This is a genomic window from Streptantibioticus parmotrematis (genome assembly GCF_019890615.1).
GTDB classification, from domain to species: domain Bacteria; phylum Actinomycetota; class Actinomycetes; order Streptomycetales; family Streptomycetaceae; genus Streptantibioticus_D; species Streptantibioticus_D parmotrematis.
In genome coordinates, this window is the sequence record NZ_JAINVZ010000009.1 from 93,521 (window position 1) to 110,224 (window position 16,704).

The 16,704-nt window shown below is 73.0% G+C and carries 15 protein-coding genes; 3 read left to right on the plus strand and 12 right to left on the minus strand.

All coding sequences use genetic code 11. The annotated features are described in order from the left end of the window. Positions 1-82: 82 nt before the first annotated feature. The 5 genes from efeU to K7472_RS15310 form a co-directional block, all read right to left on the minus strand. Entirely contained in the window at positions 83-2,197 is a 2,115-nt protein-coding gene (efeU, locus tag K7472_RS15290; protein ID WP_252395645.1) for an iron uptake transporter permease EfeU, read from the minus strand. Between the two features lie 225 nt (positions 2,198-2,422). Next, positions 2,423-3,451, minus strand: coding sequence for a 6-phosphofructokinase (locus K7472_RS15295; protein WP_222978215.1), 1,029 nt, complete (start codon positions 3,449-3,451; stop codon positions 2,423-2,425). 177 nt (positions 3,452-3,628) lie between these two features. After that, positions 3,629-4,312 (minus strand): response regulator, encoded by a 684-nt coding sequence (locus tag K7472_RS15300; protein ID WP_222978216.1) that lies wholly within the window; start codon positions 4,310-4,312, stop codon positions 3,629-3,631. Then, positions 4,309-5,601 (minus strand): MacS family sensor histidine kinase, encoded by a 1,293-nt coding sequence (macS, locus tag K7472_RS15305; protein ID WP_308013927.1) that lies wholly within the window; start codon positions 5,599-5,601, stop codon positions 4,309-4,311. The genes K7472_RS15300 and macS overlap by 4 nt, the downstream gene beginning before the upstream one ends. Further along, positions 5,598-6,335: a lysophospholipid acyltransferase family protein gene (locus K7472_RS15310; RefSeq protein WP_222978218.1), complete on the minus strand. Its 738-nt coding sequence runs from the start codon at positions 6,333-6,335 to the stop codon at positions 5,598-5,600. Before K7472_RS15310 ends, macS begins: the two co-directional genes overlap by 4 nt. A 190-nt stretch (positions 6,336-6,525) precedes the next feature. Between K7472_RS15310 and K7472_RS15315 the strand changes: the two genes are divergently transcribed. After that, positions 6,526-7,320 carry an alpha/beta hydrolase gene (locus K7472_RS15315; protein WP_222978226.1) on the plus strand — a complete coding sequence of 265 codons (795 nt, stop codon included), beginning with the start codon at positions 6,526-6,528 and terminating at the stop codon, positions 7,318-7,320. Further along, positions 7,307-7,852, plus strand: coding sequence for a hypothetical protein (locus K7472_RS15320; RefSeq protein ID WP_222978228.1), 546 nt, complete (start codon positions 7,307-7,309; stop codon positions 7,850-7,852). The genes K7472_RS15315 and K7472_RS15320 overlap by 14 nt, the downstream gene beginning before the upstream one ends. A gap of 72 nt (positions 7,853-7,924) precedes the next feature. Here the strand turns inward: K7472_RS15320 and K7472_RS15325 are convergent, their stop codons facing one another. The 6 genes from K7472_RS15325 to K7472_RS15350 form a co-directional block, all read right to left on the minus strand. After that, positions 7,925-8,677: an endonuclease/exonuclease/phosphatase family protein gene (locus K7472_RS15325; protein ID WP_252395684.1), complete on the minus strand. Its 753-nt coding sequence runs from the start codon at positions 8,675-8,677 to the stop codon at positions 7,925-7,927. Positions 8,678-8,768: 91 nt separating this feature from the next. Then, on the minus strand, positions 8,769-9,710 hold the full coding sequence (locus K7472_RS15330) for an ROK family glucokinase (protein WP_222978232.1): 942 nt from the start codon (positions 9,708-9,710) through the stop codon (positions 8,769-8,771). Positions 9,711-9,803: 93 nt separating this feature from the next. After that, entirely contained in the window at positions 9,804-10,220 is a 417-nt protein-coding gene (locus K7472_RS15335) for a DUF5304 domain-containing protein (RefSeq protein WP_222978234.1), read from the minus strand. Positions 10,221-10,461: 241 nt separating this feature from the next. Next, positions 10,462-11,625: an ArsA family ATPase gene (locus tag K7472_RS15340; RefSeq protein ID WP_222978236.1), complete on the minus strand. Its 1,164-nt coding sequence runs from the start codon at positions 11,623-11,625 to the stop codon at positions 10,462-10,464. 5 nt (positions 11,626-11,630) lie between these two features. Beyond that, complete coding sequence (locus K7472_RS15345; RefSeq protein WP_222978238.1) at positions 11,631-12,086, minus strand: SRPBCC family protein; 456 nt, start codon at positions 12,084-12,086, stop codon at positions 11,631-11,633. Positions 12,087-12,216: 130 nt separating this feature from the next. After that, positions 12,217-12,978 (minus strand): metallophosphoesterase family protein, encoded by a 762-nt coding sequence (locus K7472_RS15350; protein ID WP_222978240.1) that lies wholly within the window; start codon positions 12,976-12,978, stop codon positions 12,217-12,219. A gap of 375 nt (positions 12,979-13,353) precedes the next feature. Here K7472_RS15350 and K7472_RS15355 point away from each other — a divergent pair, with 375 nt between their 5' ends. After that, positions 13,354-15,150: an AMP-dependent synthetase/ligase gene (locus tag K7472_RS15355; protein ID WP_222978241.1), complete on the plus strand. Its 1,797-nt coding sequence runs from the start codon at positions 13,354-13,356 to the stop codon at positions 15,148-15,150. A gap of 75 nt (positions 15,151-15,225) precedes the next feature. Here K7472_RS15355 and K7472_RS15360 read toward each other — a convergent pair whose 3' ends face one another. Further along, entirely contained in the window at positions 15,226-16,356 is a 1,131-nt protein-coding gene (locus tag K7472_RS15360; RefSeq protein WP_222978245.1) for a glycosyltransferase family 4 protein, read from the minus strand. Between the last annotated feature and the right edge of the window lie 348 nt (positions 16,357-16,704).

The window sequence follows — 16,704 nt, forward strand, 5'->3', positions numbered from 1 at the left end:
GTTCTGGCTCATTCCTGATCTGTGCTCGGGGTTCGTGCTCGACGTCGTGCTGGGCACGTGCGGTACGGGGACGGGGTCGGCGTCAGTGGCTCGGCGGGACTTCCAGCAGGTCCGGCACCGACGAGAGGGTCTGGAGGGCCGCGCCGATGGCGGCGTTGACCTGCTCGCGCTGGGCCTGCGGGGTGTTGTCGGGCGACTGCCAGGTGTTGCCGTCGCGGGTGGCCTGGAGCGCCTTGTCCAGCGTGTCGAGCTGGCCGGTGACGGTGCCGATCAGCTTCGGCGAGCGGGCGTCGATCAGCGGGGTCAGCTCGCCCAGCACGGTCCGGGTCACGTCCACGTCGGCGGCGGTCTCCGCGTACGCCATGCCGGAGCCCTGGTCGTCGATGCCCGACAGGTGGTCACGCAGGGCGTCCTCCAGGATCTCGTGGGCCCGGATCGGCAGGTTGGTCGGGTCGCCCGCGAGGTCGTCGGAGGTCAGGTTCTTCTGGATCTTGGTGATGTTCGCGGTGAGGGTGTCGGCCACCGGCACCAGGTCCTTGGCGCTCTGGCCGTGGTAAAGGCCGTACTCCAGGCGGTGCAGACCGGTGAAGCCCGGGTCGTTCACGCCGCCCTGGAGGCCGTCCGGCAGGCCGTCCACCGCGAGGCCGTCGTCGCCGAAGCTGTCGTACGAGGCGCCGACCCGCTCCCAGTCGAGCTGGGCTGCGAGCCAGTCGGTCTTCGCGGCTCCGGTGTCGTTCCTGCCCAGGTCGGCCTTGATCTTGGCGACATCGGAGGCGAGCGTCTTCAGGACGCCCGCGGCGTAGCCCTGGTACTGGCCGTTGGGCCCGGTCAGGTCCTTGAGGGTGACCGGCTTGACGGCGGCCACGGTGGTGGCGTCGCCGTGCCCGGAGGCCTGCACGGTCGCCGACTGCGTGACGCCGGTGGAGCCCATCATGCACTTGAAGGTGTACGTGCCCGGGCCGAGGGTGGCGGCCATCTCGGCGGTGGTGCCGGGGCCGAGGGTCTCGATCTCGGCGACGATCGCCCCGGCCGCGTTGTCGAGGTTGATCTCGCCGGCCTTGCCGGACTTGTTGTCGACCGAGAACGTCTGCTTGCCGGTGTGCGCGGACGCGAACTCCGGCGCGCAGTCCTTGCCGGTGACGGTGACGTCGGTCTCGTCGGAGCCCTTGGAGCCGGGCAGCACCGTGATGGCGACGGTCGCGGCCACCACCGGGACCAGCACCAGGGCCGAACCGACCGTCCAGGGGCGCTGGTTGAGCGCGCCGCCGACGCCGGAGCGCACCCGCCGCACCCAGACCGGGGCGCCGGACGACTCACCGTCCGGGCCCTCCTCGGCCCGCGGCACCGCCGGGCGGTCGGCGCGGACGAAGGCGGGGATGACCACGAGCAGGTAGGCCAGCCAGGCGGCGACCTGGAGCACCGTCATCTTGACCGACAGCTCGGTGACGCCGCTGATCAGCGTGACCCACCAGGAGTTGGCGTCGATGTGCGAGGACAGGTCGAAGGCGATCCAGCTCTGGCCGGGCAGCAGGCCCGCGTCCTGCACGTCGCCGAGGCCGTAGGCGAGGACGCCCGCGGCGATGACGATCAGGGCGAGCGCGGTACGGGAGAAGAAGGTGCCGAGGTTGATGCGGATGGCGCGCTGGTAGAGCAGCCAGCACAGCACGACCGCGGCCACGATGCCGACGCCGGCGCCGACCAGCGGCGCGACCGTGTCGTGCGCGGTGCGCGCCGCGGTCCACAGGAACAGGGTGGTCTCCAGGCCCTCCCGGCCGACCGCGAGGAACGCGGTGACGGCCAGCGCGCCGGTGCCGAACTTCAGCGCGTGCTCGACCTTGCCGCGCAGTTCGCCGGAGAGGGTGCGGGCGGTGCGGCGCATCCAGAACACCATCGCGGTGACCAGGCCGACCGCCAGGACGCTGAGGATGCCGCCGACGGCCTCCTGGCCGGTGGAGGACAGCACGCTGGTGGAGAAGGTCAGTACGGCGGCGAAGCTGCCGGCCAGCGCGACGGCGCCGATGACGCCGAGCCAGATGGGGGCGGAGGACGGGGCGCGGCGCTCGCCGTCCGTCTCGGCGGTGTCGCCTTCCGCGGTCCCGCTCTTACGGAGGGCCGCGAGCAGGATCGTGACGATCAGGCCCGCTTCGAGCCCCTCACGAAGACCGATGAGCAGGTTCGGTACTCCGTCGGCCCACATTGGCATTCCCCAGCACTCAAAAGACACGCCCAAGCGTTCTTAGGCGTGCCTAAGCTAAGTCTCCTCATCATGCACGTCAACTCGGCGTGAATCAAATCACCCTGAGTGATACCCCTTGGCGACCCGGGTCGCGCGAACGCGTCCACAGGGCCGCCACAGGGCGCGCACAGACCACGCGGTCGGTGGCCGGGGACGTGGGCCGGACAAGCCTCAGCCTCAGGCGCCTCAGCCGAAGAAGACCGACGCCTCCGCGTACAGCTTCGGGTCGACCGTCTTGAGTTTCGCCGTCGCCTCGCTGAGCGGGACGCGCACGATGTCCGTGCCGCGCAGCGCCACCATCTGCCCGAAGTCGCCCTCGTTGACGGCTTCGATGGCGTGCAGGCCGAAGCGGGTGGCGAGCCAGCGGTCGAACGCCGACGGCGTGCCGCCGCGCTGGATGTGGCCGAGCACGGAGGTGCGGGCCTCCTTGCCGGTGCGCTTCTGGATCTCCTTGGCCAGCCAGTCCCCGACGCCGGACAGCCGCACGTGGCCGAAGGCGTCCAACTCGTCCTCCTTGACGATGAGTTCGCCCTCCTTGGGCATCGCGCCCTCGGCGACCACCACGATGGGCGCGTAGTGCGTCCGGAAGCGGGTGCGCACCCATTCGCAGACCTGGTCGACGTCGAAGCGCTGCTCGGGGATGAGGATGACGTTGGCGCCGCCCGCGAGTCCGGCGTGCAACGCGATCCAGCCGGCGTGGCGGCCCATCACCTCGACCACCAGGACCCGCATGTGGGACTCGGCGGTGGTGTGCAGGCGGTCGATGGCCTCGGTGGCGATGTTGACGGCCGTGTCGAAGCCGAAGGTGTAGTCGGTGGCGTTCAGGTCGTTGTCGATGGTCTTGGGCACGCCGACGCACCGCACGTCGTGCTCGGCCCACAGCTTCGCGGCGACGCCGAGGGTGTCCTCGCCGCCGATCGCGACCAGCGCGTCCACCTCGAACTCGGCGAGCGTCTCCTTCACCCGCCGCACGCCGTCGTCGACCTTGAACGGGTTGGTGCGCGACGAGCCGAGGATGGTGCCGCCGCGCGGCAGGATGCCGCGTACGGACGGGATGTCGAGGGGGCGGACGGCGCCTTCCAGCGGGCCGCGCCAGCCGTCCCGGAAGCCGATGAACTCGTTGTCGTACTCCTGGGTGCCCTTACGCACTATGGCCCGGATGACCGCGTTGAGCCCGGGGCAGTCACCGCCACCGGTCAGTACTCCTACGCGCATGGCTCTTCCCTTCCGCTGTGGTCGCCCGTGATCTGCCTGTGTCACCGGCAGCCGACACGGCCCACGCTAGCCGTGATCCAGGTCACACGGGATCGCCCGGAACGCGGATTCCGGTCAACCACGGGGAAGGGGACGGCGATGATCACCCGATAGAGATCACGTACCGAGCCGGCGGAGTCAGTCTCCGTCCAGGCCGCGTTCGATCGCGTAGCGGACGAGTTCGACGCGGTTGTGCAACTGGAGCTTGCCCAGGGTGTTCTGGACGTGGTTCTGCACGGTGCGGTGCGAGATCACCAGCCGTTCGGCGATCTGCCGGTAGCTGAGCCCCTTGGCCACCAGGCGCAGCACCTCCGTCTCGCGCTCGGTCAGCCGGGGCACGTCCGGTGCGTCGGCCGCCCGCGCGGCGGCGGTGCCGGCGGCCAGCCGCCGGTACTCCCCCAGCACCAGCCCGGCGAGTCCCGGGGTGAACACCGCGTCCCCCGCGGCCGTGCGCCGCACCGCCTCGACCAGCTCCTCGCGGGCGGCCGACTTCAGCAGGTAGCCGGTGGCACCGGACTTGACCGCCTCCAGCACGTCCTCGTGCTCCCCGCTCGCGGACAGCACCAGCACCCGCAACGACGGCTCGACGGCGACCAGTTGACGGCAGACCTCGGCGCCGGGCAGCCCGGGCAGGTTGAGGTCGAGCACCAGTACCCCGGGCCGCACCGCCCTGGCCCTGCGCACCGCCTCGGGGCCGTCGCCCGCGGTCGCCACCACGTCGTACCCGGCCTCGGCCAGGTCACGGGCGACCGCGTCGCGCCACATCGGGTGGTCGTCCACCACCATGACCCTGACGGGCGCGGCGGCCGGCGGCTCGGTCATGACGTGCGTTCCCTCCGGTCGTGACGGCGTACGGCGTCGTGGGCGCCGGGGCGTCGCGGCACCCGCAGTTCGACCTCGGTGCCCTGCCCGGGTACGGAGACCACCTCGGCGGTGCCGCCCAGGTCGCGCAGGCGGCCGCGGATGGACTGGGCGACGCCGAGCCTGCCCTCGGCCGCGGCGTCCGCGAGGCGTCCCGCGGGGATGCCGGGGCCGTCGTCGCGCACGCTCACCAGCACCGCGTCCGGCTCGTCCTCGACGAGGATCCAGGCGCGGGCGCCGGGCCCGGCGTGCCGGGTGACGTTGTCCAGCGCGGCGCCGACCGCCGCGGCGACCTCGGCGGCGGTACGCGGCTCCAGCGGCACGGGGTCGGCGGGCGCGGCCACGGTGACCTTCGGCCCGGCGTGGCGGCCGATCAACTCCCTCAGGTCGCGAGGGCCTTGGGGGCCGTGATCCGGGTCGGAGGCGCCGCCGGGCGCGTTCACCGGGCCGGTGGCGAGGCCGCCCGCCGGGTCACCGCCGTGGCCGCCCGCCGCGGCGACCGCGACGCCCGGCGCCCCGGCGCCCCGCACCAACGCCCGCAGCGCCGCCTCCTGTTCGCCCGCCAGCCTGCCCAGCTCGGCCGCCTCGCCGCCGATCTCGCCGCCCCTGCGCTGCACCATCGCCAGCACCTGGAGCACGCTGTCGTGGATGTCGCGGGCCAGCCGCTCGCGTTCCCTGGTGGCCGCGTCCACCCGCAGCGCCCGGGCGAGCGCGGCCTCGCTGCCCCGGGCCACCTCGACCACGTAGCCGATGCCGGTGCTGACGAAGAACAGCAGCACGATGCTGTGCACGTTGCCGCCGGTGAGCGCGCCGCGTTCCACCACGTTGGACACGCCGATCACCGCCGAGGCGCCGGCCGCCCAGCGCCAGCCGCCCTTGATGGCGAAGGCCAGCACCGCGCCCGCCGTCCAGATCGACGGCAGCGTGTTGTCGCCCGCGACCACCCGGGCGTGGGTGTCGAGCGCGTCGGTGAGCAGGATGCCGGTCAGCGCGACCGCCAGCTCCGCCAGCAGGAAGCCCTTGGTGCAACGCAGGGCGGAGCCGGTCCTGCGCAGCGTCGCGAGCGTCCACAGGGCGAGCGCGCCGAGGTAGAGCCAGCCGCCGAGCGGATGCGCGTACTTCCCGCACGTGTGGCAGTAGCGGGCGATCGCGTAGCACAGCGCGAGGACGCGGAACGCGGTCAGCGCACGCCACAGCGGCCGCTCCACGGATATCCGGGAAATGCCGCCCTTCCCGACGACGCCGTTCACTCGCTGCCGGGGTCGCCCGCCGGGTCCTCGGCGGCCTCGGCCTTCTTCTTCGCCTCCGCGATCTGCCGCTTGGCCGCCGTCGCGTAGATGTCCACGTACTCCTGGCCGGAGAGCTTCATGATCTCGTACATGACCTCGTCGGTCACCGAGCGCAGGATGAAGCGGTCGTTCTCCATGCCGTGGTAGCGGCTGAAGTCCAGCGGCTCGCCGATGCGGATGCCGGGGCGCATCAGCTTGGGCACGACCTTGCCTGGGGGCTGGATCTTCTCGGTGTCGATCATGGCGACCGGGATCACCGGCGCGCCGGAGGCCAGCGCCACCCGGGCCAGGCCGCCGGGCTTGCCCCGGTACAGCCGCCCGTCCGGGGACCGGGTGCCCTCCGGGTAGATGCCGAACAGCTCACCGCGTTCCAGTACCTCCAGGCCGCTCCTGATCGCCGCCTCGCCCGCGCCGCGCGCGCCGGAGCGGTCCACCGGCAACTGCCCGACGCCCTTGAAGAAGGCCGCCGTCAGCTTCCCCTTGACTCCGGGGGAGGTGAAATATTCGGCCTTGGCGATAAAGGTCACCTTGCGGTCGAGCATGGCGGGCAGGAAGAAGGAGTCCGAGAAGGACAGGTGGTTGCTCGCCAGGATCGCCGGGCCCTCCTTGGGGATGTTCTCCAGCCCCTCCACCCAGGGCCGGAAGGCAAGCCGGAGCCCCCCGCCGACCGACAGCTTCATCATGCCGTAGAACAACCCAGGACCTCCTGTAGGCGACGGCAAGACCTTATCCCGCCAACGGCCCGCCCTCCCCTCCTGGTGCCCGACCGCCGGACCTACCGGGTGCCCGATCCTCCGCGTACTGTGAAGTACCTGTCGGGTGACGAGGATTTGTGCCCCGGCCCCACGTGACACCACACCGCACCTCATCCCTAGGAGACCCACGGTGCCGCTGCTGCCCGGAGCCGAGCCGTACCGCCACGACGGCGGCGGGACCGGCGTCCTGCTGTGCCACGGATTCACCGGCTCCCCGCAGTCCATGCGCCCCTGGGGGCAGTACCTCGCGGAGCACGGCCTGACCGTCTCCGTGCCGCTGCTGCCGGGGCACGGCACCCGGTGGCAGGACATGCAGGTCACCGGCTGGCAGGACTGGTACGCAGAGGTCGACCGCGAGCTGCGGGCGCTGCGCGAGCGGTGTGCGCGGGTCTTCGTCTTCGGGCTGTCCATGGGCGGCGCGCTCACCCTGCACCTGGCCGCCCGGCACGGCGACGCGATCAGCGGCATCGTGCTGGTCAACCCGTCGGTCAAGGCGGACAGCGCGCAGCTGAAGGCGGTCGGCCTCGTCCGGCACGTCGTGCCCTCGGTCAAGGGCATCGCCAGCGACATCGCCATGGGCGGCACCGAGGAGCTGGGCTACGAGCGCACCCCGCTGCACGCCGTGCACTCGATGACGAAGCTGTGGGAGACCGTGCAGGCCGAGCTGCCGCAGGTCACCCAGCCGCTGCTGCTGATCAACAGCCGCACCGACCACGTCGTGCACCCCTCCAACGCGGAACTGGTCGCCGACCGCGTCTCCTCGGCCGACCTGACCCGGCGGGTGCTGGAGCGCAGCTACCACGTGGCCACGCTGGACCACGACGCGCAGGAGATCTTCGCGAGCAGCCTGGCGTTCGTCAGGCGGCTGGCGCCGGAGGCCTCGCCGGCGTCCGGCAAGGACGAGGTGGCCAGTGGCGGAGCGTGACGGGAGCCCGCCGCAGGACGGCACGGGCGGCGACGGGCTGGACGAGGAGGCGGTCTGGGCCCGGATCGTCGCGGCGTACGAGGACGGTCCTGAGGACGGCCAGCCGTCGTGGCCCGAGGCGGAGAACGTCCCGGAGGACGACGGCGGCGATGACGACGGCGACGCGCGGGACTCGTCCCTGCCGGTGAACGACGGGATCCCGGTGATCCCGAGGGCGTTCGTCGTCCGGGCCTCGACGCCTGGCCCGCGCGACTACGGCGTCGACGACGGGAGCTCCGGCGACGAGGGCCACTTCGTGCCCCCGGAGCCGCCGCCGTTGCCGCAGGCGGACGTCACGACGAAGTTCGCGTGGCTGGCGGTCGTGGGCGGCCCGGTGCTGCTGGTGCTGTACGTGCTGCTCCAGGAGCCGGTGCCGTGGTGGGCGATGGTCGTCGGCGTCGGCGGCTTCCTGGGCGGCTTCGGCACACTGGTGGCCCGCATGCGCGACCGCGACGAGGAGGACGACGACCCGCACGGCGGGGCGGTCGTCTGAGGACGGCGGGGGCGACCGCGGGGCGGCTCTTGAGGGGGCGGTCCTCAAGAGGGCGGCCTTAAGGCGCGGTCCTCAAGGGCGCGGTGCGAGCCGCAGAGCCGCCAGGACGGGCAGGTGGTCCGTCGCGGCCCGCAGGTCGGACTCCGTGACGCCGGGCAGGCCGCGCGGCACCCCGCAGCCCAGCACCTCGACCCCCTTGCCCACGAACACCGCGTCGATCCGCTGGACGGGGTCGCCGGGGCGCGAGGTGTACTCCCCGCCCCAGCCCCGTACCGCCCACGCGTCCCGCAGCTCCGCCGCGATCCGGTCGAACGCGGGGCTGCCGGGGCGGGCGTTGAAGTCGCCGCCCACCACGGTGGCCGCCGCGTCGTCCGAGGTGGCGACGCGCTCCAGCAGCAGGCCCGCCTGGTCGTAGCGTTCCGCCGCGTTGACGCTCAGGTGGCAGCTGACGACGTCGAGCCGGGCCGCGCCGAAGCCCAGCACGGCGGTCGCGAAGCCACGCTGGTGCAGCCCGGGAGTACGCGGCAGCAGCACGTCCTCGGTGCGCAGCACCCGCGCGCGCAACGACGCCAGGATCATCGGTCCCGACGCCGTCGCGCCGCCGGTGACGGTGACCAGGCCGCTCTCCCGGGCCAGCCGGACGGCCTTCTTGCGCCAGCGGAAGAACCGCGGCGCCTCCTGCACGCACACCACGTCCGGCGCGCAGGCCCGGATCACCCGGACCAGCGCGTCGTGGTCGTCGCGCAGGGAGCGGACGTTGTAGCTGAGCACCCGGACGACCGCCGAGCCGTCCGCCTCCGTCGCCGACTCCGGCAGGTCGTCCAGTGCTGTCACCGCGTCACCGTCTCCGAATCCGTCAGAACGTGCCAGAACGTGTCAGAACCCGTCGGGCCGGTCAGCCCGGGCGGGCCGCCGGTCAGCCCTGGCGGGCCAGGTCCGCCGCGCCCACCAGGCCCGCCTCGCCGCCCAGCTGGGCCGCCAGCACCTGGGCGTGCGGCCGCCACTGGTTGCCGACCAGCCAGCGCCGGAAGGACTTGCGGATCGGGTCGAGTACGAGGTCGCCCTCGTCCGAGACGCCGCCGCCGACGATGAACGCGGACGGGTCGAAGAGCGAGGCCAGGTCGGCCAGGCCCGCGCCCGCCCAGCGGGCCAGCTCGCGGAAGGAGTCGACGGCCACCGGGTCGCCCGCGCGGGCGGCCTCGCTGATGTGCTTGCCCTCGATGGTCTCCGGGGTGCCGTCGCCGAGGCCGAGCAGGACCTCGGCGTTCTCCGGGGTGGCCGCGGCGCGCTGCCGGGCGTACCGCACGAGGGCGCGGCCGGACGCGTACTGCTCCCAGCAGCCCTGGCTGCCGCAACCGCACAGCAGGCCGTCCGGCACCACCCGGATGTGGCCGAACTCGCCCGCCACGCCGAAGCGCCCGCGGTGCAGGCGTCCGCCGATGATGATGCCGCCGCCGAGCCCCGTGCCGAGGGTGATGCACACGACGTCGTCGTGGCCCTGGCCGGCGCCGAAGCGGTACTCGCCCCAGGCGGCGGCGTTGGCGTCGTTCTCCACCACGACCGGCAGGCCGACGCGCTGCTCGACCTTGTCCTTGAGCGCTTCGTGACGCCAGTTGATGTTCGGCGCGAACAGGACGGTCGCCCGCTTGTTGTCGACGTAGCCCGCCGCGCCGATGCCCACGGCCTCCGCCGGGTGGCTCGCGCTCACGGTGCGCACCGCGTCGGCGATGGCGTCGATGACGCCCTCGGGCGTCGGCGGGGTCGGCACCTTGCAGGTCTCCAGGATGGAGCCCTCTTCGTCGACCACGCCGGCCGCGATCTTGGTACCGCCGATGTCGACGCCGATGGTGAGTCCCATATGTCCCTCAGATTTCGTCGAACCCCGCTGAGGCAACCGTACCCGAGGCGCGGTGCCGGGGGACCGGGCCTCAAGCGATCATCGTCCGAGCGGTCAGTCGAGGTCGATGCGCTCGGGTCCCGGGCCGTCGTCGCCGGGGGCGTCGGTGGTCCGGGTCGCCCGCGTCCAGCGGCTCTCCTGGCCCGTGACGGCGGCCCGGTAGGCGGCGAGCAGCTCGGAGCCCGCGCCGGCGAGGTGCTCGAAGACGTCGGGGTTGCGGTCCTTGATCGGGGTGACGACGGCCTTCACCTGGGAGATCACGGCCTGCGCGGCCATCTCCGCGGCGGGGGAACGCAGTTCCGCGACCTTGTCGGCGACGGCCTCGGCGAGCTTGCGCAGCTCGTCGGCGGCGCTGCCCGGCCGGTAGCCGGCCTGCTCACGGCGCCGGGCCTTCTCCCGCGCGAGGTCCTCCGCGCACGCCGTCGACCACGCGTCGGCGTCGGTCTGCGGACGGTCAAGGCCATCGCTCATGGGGAACTCCCTCGCAACGTGTGTCCTACCGACGGTACCGGACGCGTGCTGCTCCGCAGGTCCGAAAAGGGGCGCAGGGAACTGCGCGCTCAGCCCCCACCGGCCGGTGGTCGGCGACACCGCCCTGCCACCCAGCCCAGTGGCCATCTCCCCCACCGTCGTGGCTCGTCGCGCAGTTCCCCGCGCCCCTAAAAGCAAAGCACCACCGCACCGCGCCCCTTTCGGACCTGCGGAGCAACACTCACCGGGGCCACAAAGACGGGTCCGGGGTGAAGCGGACCTGTAGGGCGCCGTCTCGGAGGGCTGCGCCCTCCACTCGGCAGCGGCGCAGGGCCGAAGGCAACGGCAGCACGCGTCGGAAACCCGCCGCGTCCACCACGAGTTCGTCCCCCCGCCGCACCAGGTCGAGCCGGTCGCGGCTCGCGCCGGGCAGCGGGAGCCGCCACAGCAGCAGGCCCTCCTGCGACAACCGGTCCTCGACCGACCACGGATCCGGTGCCGGGGTGTCCGGAAAACCTCCGCCCGCCGGCGCGGTGACCCCGAGTTCCTCCAGGTCCCGTACGCCGTGCGGATCGCGCCCGAGGTGCGGCAGCTCGGCGACCGCGACGTCCTCGCGGTCGCCGAACTCCCCGCGCAGACCCTTCAGGTGCTCGCGTTGCTGCCCGGTCAGCCGCGCCAGGAACGGGTCCGGCGACCCGGTCGGCAGCAGGCGGTTGGCGGCGACGGATTCGAGCCGGAGGCCGTACAGCGCGAGCCCGGTACGTGCCGTCCGCAGCGTGGCCGCGGACCGGGCCCCGGGTTCCACGACGAGCCGTACCCCGGTGGAGGCCGCCGCGACGACCGCCTGGACGGAGGCGAGTTCGGCGTCCCAGCGGGCGGCCGCGTCGTACAGCCACTCGGCGGGCATCGGGACCCCCGCGAGCTGCGCCAGCATGGGCCGCAGCGCCCTGGCCGCCTGCCGTTCCGAGGGCAGGAGGCGGTCGAGGTAGCGGCGCAGCTGCTCCGGCAGCGCCAGCAGCCGCAGCGCGCCCGGCACCGGCGGCAGGTCGACCACCACGGTGTCGTGGCCCGCGTCCGCCGCCACGCCCAGCGCCTGGAGCAGCGCGAACTCCTGCGCGCCCGGCAGTTCGGTGAACTCCTCGTCGTCCAGTGGGGCCGCGCCCAGCAGGTCGAAGACGACGCCGAAGCGGCCCTGGAGTTCGCGGGCCCGCTCGCGGAAGACCGCGTTCGCGTCGACGCGTTCCACGGTGAGACCGGGCGCGGCGCCGGTGGCCAGGCCGCCGGGCGCCTCGTCGCAGCCGAGCAGCAGGACGCGTTCGCCCTCGCGGGCGGCGGCGAGCGCCGCGGCGGCCGCGACGGTGGTGGTCCCGGCGCCGCCGGGGCCGGTGACAAGGAGGGTGCGCATGTCGGTCAGGCGGTTTCCGTGCCGCCGCCCTCGACGCGCTTCTTCAGCCCGGCGAGCGCGCGGTCGATGATCACCTTCTCGGCCTTGCGCTTGATCATGCCGAGCATGGGGATCTTGACGTCGACGGTCAGCTGGTAGGTGACCTCGGTCCGCTTGCCGCCCTCCAGCGGGGCGAGGCTGTAGGAGCCGTCGAGGGTGCGCAGCATCTGGGACTTCACCAGGGACCAGCTGACCTGGTCCGGGCCGCTCCAGGTGTAGGCGAGGGTGTGGTCGTCCTTGATGGCGCCCGCGTCGAGGACGAGGCGGACCTTCTCGGCGCGGCCCTGCGCGTCGGTGGCCAGGATCTCGGCCTCCTTGACCTCACCGGTCCACTCCGGGTAGCGGGCGAAGTCCGAGATCACCCCCATGACCTCGGCCGGGGCCGCGTCGATCGTGATGCTCGACCTGGTGTGTTCCGCCATCGCCGTGGCCCCTCCGGGACTTCGCGTCGTGTCTGTGGGTGTCAGTGAAGGTCAGTGAAGATGGGTGTCACTCGGGTGGTGACAGTGGTGATGGTGCAGGTTATCGCGCACTCGTGCGGCGCGGGACGCGCTACCACTCCAGCACGTAGGGGACGCGGGTGGCGTTGAAGTGCCCCACGTTGACGCATTCCGTGGCGCCGATCCGCATCCGCTGGGTGAGCGGCTGGTGGACGTGGCCGAAGAAGGAGTACCGCGGGCGCACCGCGTGGATGGCGTCCAGCAGCGCCTGGCTGCCGCGCTCGAAGCGGCGCGCCACGGTGTCGTAGCACAACTCCGGTACGGCGGGCGGGATGTGCGAGCACAGGACGTCGACCTCGCCGAGCGCGGCGATCTTCGCGGCGTACGCCTCGTCGTCGATCTCGTACGGGGTGCGCATCGGGGTGCGCAGGCCGCCGCCGACGAAGCCGAAGACCAGGCCGCCGAGTTCGACGGTCGTGCCGTCCAGCACGGTGGTGCCGTCACCGGCGTATTCCGGCCACAGCGACGGCACGTCGACGTTGCCGTAGGTGGCGTAGGTCGGGGTGGGCAGGACGGCGAACATCTCGGCGTACTGCTTGCGCACCGCCGCGTCCATGGCGCTGTCGCGGTCGACGCCCTCCCACAGGCTGCGGCCGAACGCGCGGGCCTCCTCGAAGCGGCGGGCGGTGCGCAGTTCCACGATGCGGTCGGCGGCCTCGACGCCGAACAGGTCGGGGAAGATGCCGCGGGTGTGGTCCGCGTAGTCGAGGAAGAGGATCAGGTCGCCGAGGAGCACCAGCGCGTCCGCGCCCTCCCCCGCCCCGGCCAGGGCCTCCACCGCTCCGTGGACATCGCTCACCACATGCACCCGCATGGCCTTCACCATACGGTCACCGCCTCGTGCGCCGGTGGGCGGACCCGTCACGCGCACCGGGCGCATGATGTCGACTAGGGTTCGCGACATGCCGCGCGGGCGTCGCCGGACGCCGACGCGGCCGGCGCGGCAACCCGCACGCGCCGCTGGGACGGGATCAGGGCCGTACACCGTACGTGCCACACGGACGTCACCCCGATGTGTCATCCGTGTGACGCGCCGAACATCTGTGCCCGACCCCCTACCCCCGCGGTCTACCGATGGGTAACGTCCGGGCAGTCCGAATATGGCTCTTGATCAACGGCTCGGCCGGCTCCGGCCACTGGTCACGGGCGCAGCCGACGACGAAGCCGGCGCCGACGAGGAGCAGCAGTCTTGCGCGAGTTCAGCCTTCCGGCCCTGTACGAGGTCCCCGCTGACGGCAACCTGACGGATCTGATCCGCCGCAACGCCGCCCAGCACCCCCAGGTCGCCGTACTGGCCAGAAAGGTCGCCGGAAGCTGGCGGGACGTCACCGCCACCACCTTCCTCGCCGAGGTGCGCGCCGCCGCCAAGGGCCTGATCGCCTCCGGAGTCGAGCCGGGCGACCGCGTGGCGCTGATGTCGCGCACCCGCTACGAGTGGACGCTGCTGGACTTCGCGATCTGGAGCGCGGGCGCGGTCACCGTGCCGGTCTACGAGACGTCCTCCGCCGAGCAGGTGGAGTGGATCCTGTCCGACTCCGGCGCGGTGGCGGTGCTGGTGGAGTCGGCCGGCCACGAGGCGCTCGTGGAGTCGGTGCGCGAGCGGCTGCCGCGGCTGAAGCACGTGTGGGGCATCGACTCCGGCGCGGTGGAGACCCTGGGCACGGCCGGCAGTGACGTCTCCGACGCGCAGGTCGACGAGCGCAGCGCGATCGCCGACGCCGACACCCCGGCGACCATCGTCTACACCTCGGGCACCACCGGCCGCCCCAAGGGCTGCGTGCTCACCCACCGCGCGTTCTTCGCGGAGTGCGGCAACGTGGTGGCCCGGCTGAAGCCGCTGTTCCGCACCGGCGACTCCTCGGTGCTGCTCTTCCTGCCGCTGGCGCACGTGCTGGGGCGGCTGGTGCAGGTCGCCGCGCTGATGGCGCCGATCAAGCTGGGGCACGTCAGCGACATCAAGAACCTCACCGACGACCTCGCCGGTTACCGCCCGACGCTGGTGCTGGGCGTGCCGCGGGTCTTCGAGAAGGTCTACAACTCGGCGCGCGCGCAGGCCCAGGAGGGCGGCAAGGCCAAGGTGCTGGACAAGGCGGTGGCCGTCGCCATCGACTACAGCCGCGCCCTGGACACCACCGCGGGTCCCGGTCTCGCGCTACGGCTGAAGCACAAGGCGTTCGACCGGCTGGTCTACAGCAAGCTGCGCGGCGTGCTCGGCGGCCGCACCACGCACGCCATCTCCGGCGGCGCGCCACTGGGCGAGCGGCTGGGCCACTTCTACCGGGGCATCGGCTTCACCGTGCTGGAGGGCTACGGCCTCACCGAGTCCTGCGCCGCGACCGCGTTCAACCCGTCGGACCGGCCGAAGATCGGCACCGTCGGGCAGCCGCTGCCGGGCAGCGTCGTGCGGATCGCGGACGACGGCGAGGTACTGCTGCACGGCGAGCACCTGTTCACCGGCTACTGGAACAACGAGGCCGCCACCGCGGAGGCGCTGGCGGACGGCTGGTTCCACACCGGGGACATCGGCACGCTGGACGAGGACGGTTATCTGACCATCACCGGCCGCAAGAAGGAGATCATCATCACGGCGGCCGGCAAGAACGTGGCGCCCGCGGTGATCGAGGACCGCGTCCGGGCGCACGCGCTGATCGCCGAGTGCATGGTGGTCGGCGACGGCAGGCCGTTCGTGGGCGCGCTGGTGACGCTGGACGAGGAGTTCCTGCCGCGCTGGGCCGAGCAGCACGGCAAGCCCGCGGGCTCCACGGCGGTCACGCTCAGGGACGACCCGGACCTGCTGGCCGAGGTGCAGCGGGCGGTCGACGACGGCAACGCGGCGGTCAGCCACGCCGAGGCGGTCAAGAAGTTCCGCGTGCTGCCGGGCCAGTTCACCGAGGAGTCCGGCCACGTCACCCCGTCCCTGAAGCTCAAGCGGAACGTGGTGCTGCGCGACTACGCGGACGAGGTCGAGGCGCTGTACGCCTCCTGAGCGCGGCCGCTCCAGCGGGTGTGTGTGGCGGGGTCCGCATGGGCCCCGCACACCGATCGCCAGAGCAGGCCGCTGCTAGAGCAGGCCGCGCAGGCGGTCCGCCAGCAGGTCCCAGCGCCAGGACTCCTCCACCCAGCGCCGCCCGCGCGAGCCGAGGCGTTCGCGCAGCTCCGGGTCCTCCAGCAGGGTCGCGACGCGGTCGGCCGCCTGGCCGGGCTCGCCGCCGCGCACCACCCAGCCCGTCTCGCCGTCGAGCACCGCGTCCGGCGCGCCGCCGGAGTCGCCCGCCACGACCGGCAGCCCGGTCGCCGACGCCTCCAGGTAGACGATGCCCAGGCCCTCGACGTCGAGCCCGCCCCTGCGGGTGCGGCACGGCATCGCGAAGACGTCACCCGCGCCGTAGTGCGCGGGCAGTTGCGCCCACGGGACGGAGCCGGTGAAACGCACCGCCTCGGCGACACCGGTGTCGGCGGCGAGCTTCTCCAGCTCGGCGCGGTACGGGCCGTCACCGACGATCAGCAGGACCGCGTCCGGAACCCGGCGCAGCACGTCGGGCATCGCCCGGATCAGCGTGTCCTGGCCCTTGCGGCGCACCAGCCGGGAGACGCACACCACGACGGGCCGGTCGGTCAGGCCGAGCCTGCCGCGCACCACGGCGCCGCCGGAGCCGGGGTGGAAGGCCTTCTCGTCGACGCCGGGCGGCAGTTGGACCATGCGGGAGGCGGCGGGGGGGGTGAGCGCCCCGGCGATGCGGGAGCGGGTGTACTCGCCGAGGTAGGTCACCGTGTCGGTGGCCTCGCCGATCCGGCGCAGCAACTGCCGGGAGGCGGGCAGCTGGGCCCAGGCCGCCTCGTGCCCGTGGGTCGTCGCCACGATCCGCCGGGCGCCGGCCGCGCGCAGCGCCGGGGCCATCAGCCCGAGCGGCGCCGCCGCGCCGAACCACACCGAGGAGCAGCCGTGCTCGCGCAGCAGCCCTGCCGCCCGCCGGGTCACCCGGGGCGTCGGCAGCAGCATCGAGGTGCGGTCGCGGACCACCGGGAACGGCTGGTCGGCGTCGAAGGCGGCAACCTCGGAGCCGTCCTTCCAGGTGGAGGCGTAGACCACCACCTTCCCGGGGTCCAGCCGCAGCGCCATGCTGTGCACGAAGGCCTGGATGCCGCCGGGGCGGGGCGGGAAGTCGTTGGTGACGATCAGGGTCTTGTCCATCGGGTCCGACGTTATCGGGTGCGGGTTTTCTCCGACAGGATGCCTCGGTCCGGGGGCGTGCGGTCGTGTCGGGACCCACCGGCCGGTGGGGGCTGAGCGCGCAGTTCCCCGCGCCCCTTTCAGGGGCGCCCGTCAGGGGCGCGGGGAACTGCGCGACCAGCCACAGCGCACCCGCGGACGAGCGACGTCCCGAGCCCACGCGCCGCCCCACGCCACCGCCCCAAGGGACCGCGTGACGTAACCTGAGCCGAACCCCTGACCGACCCCCGCCCGACCCCTGGCAGAAAAGGAGACCGCTCTGCCGGTCCTCACCAGCCCCGACAGCCCACCGCGCGAGACGCCGGGCGC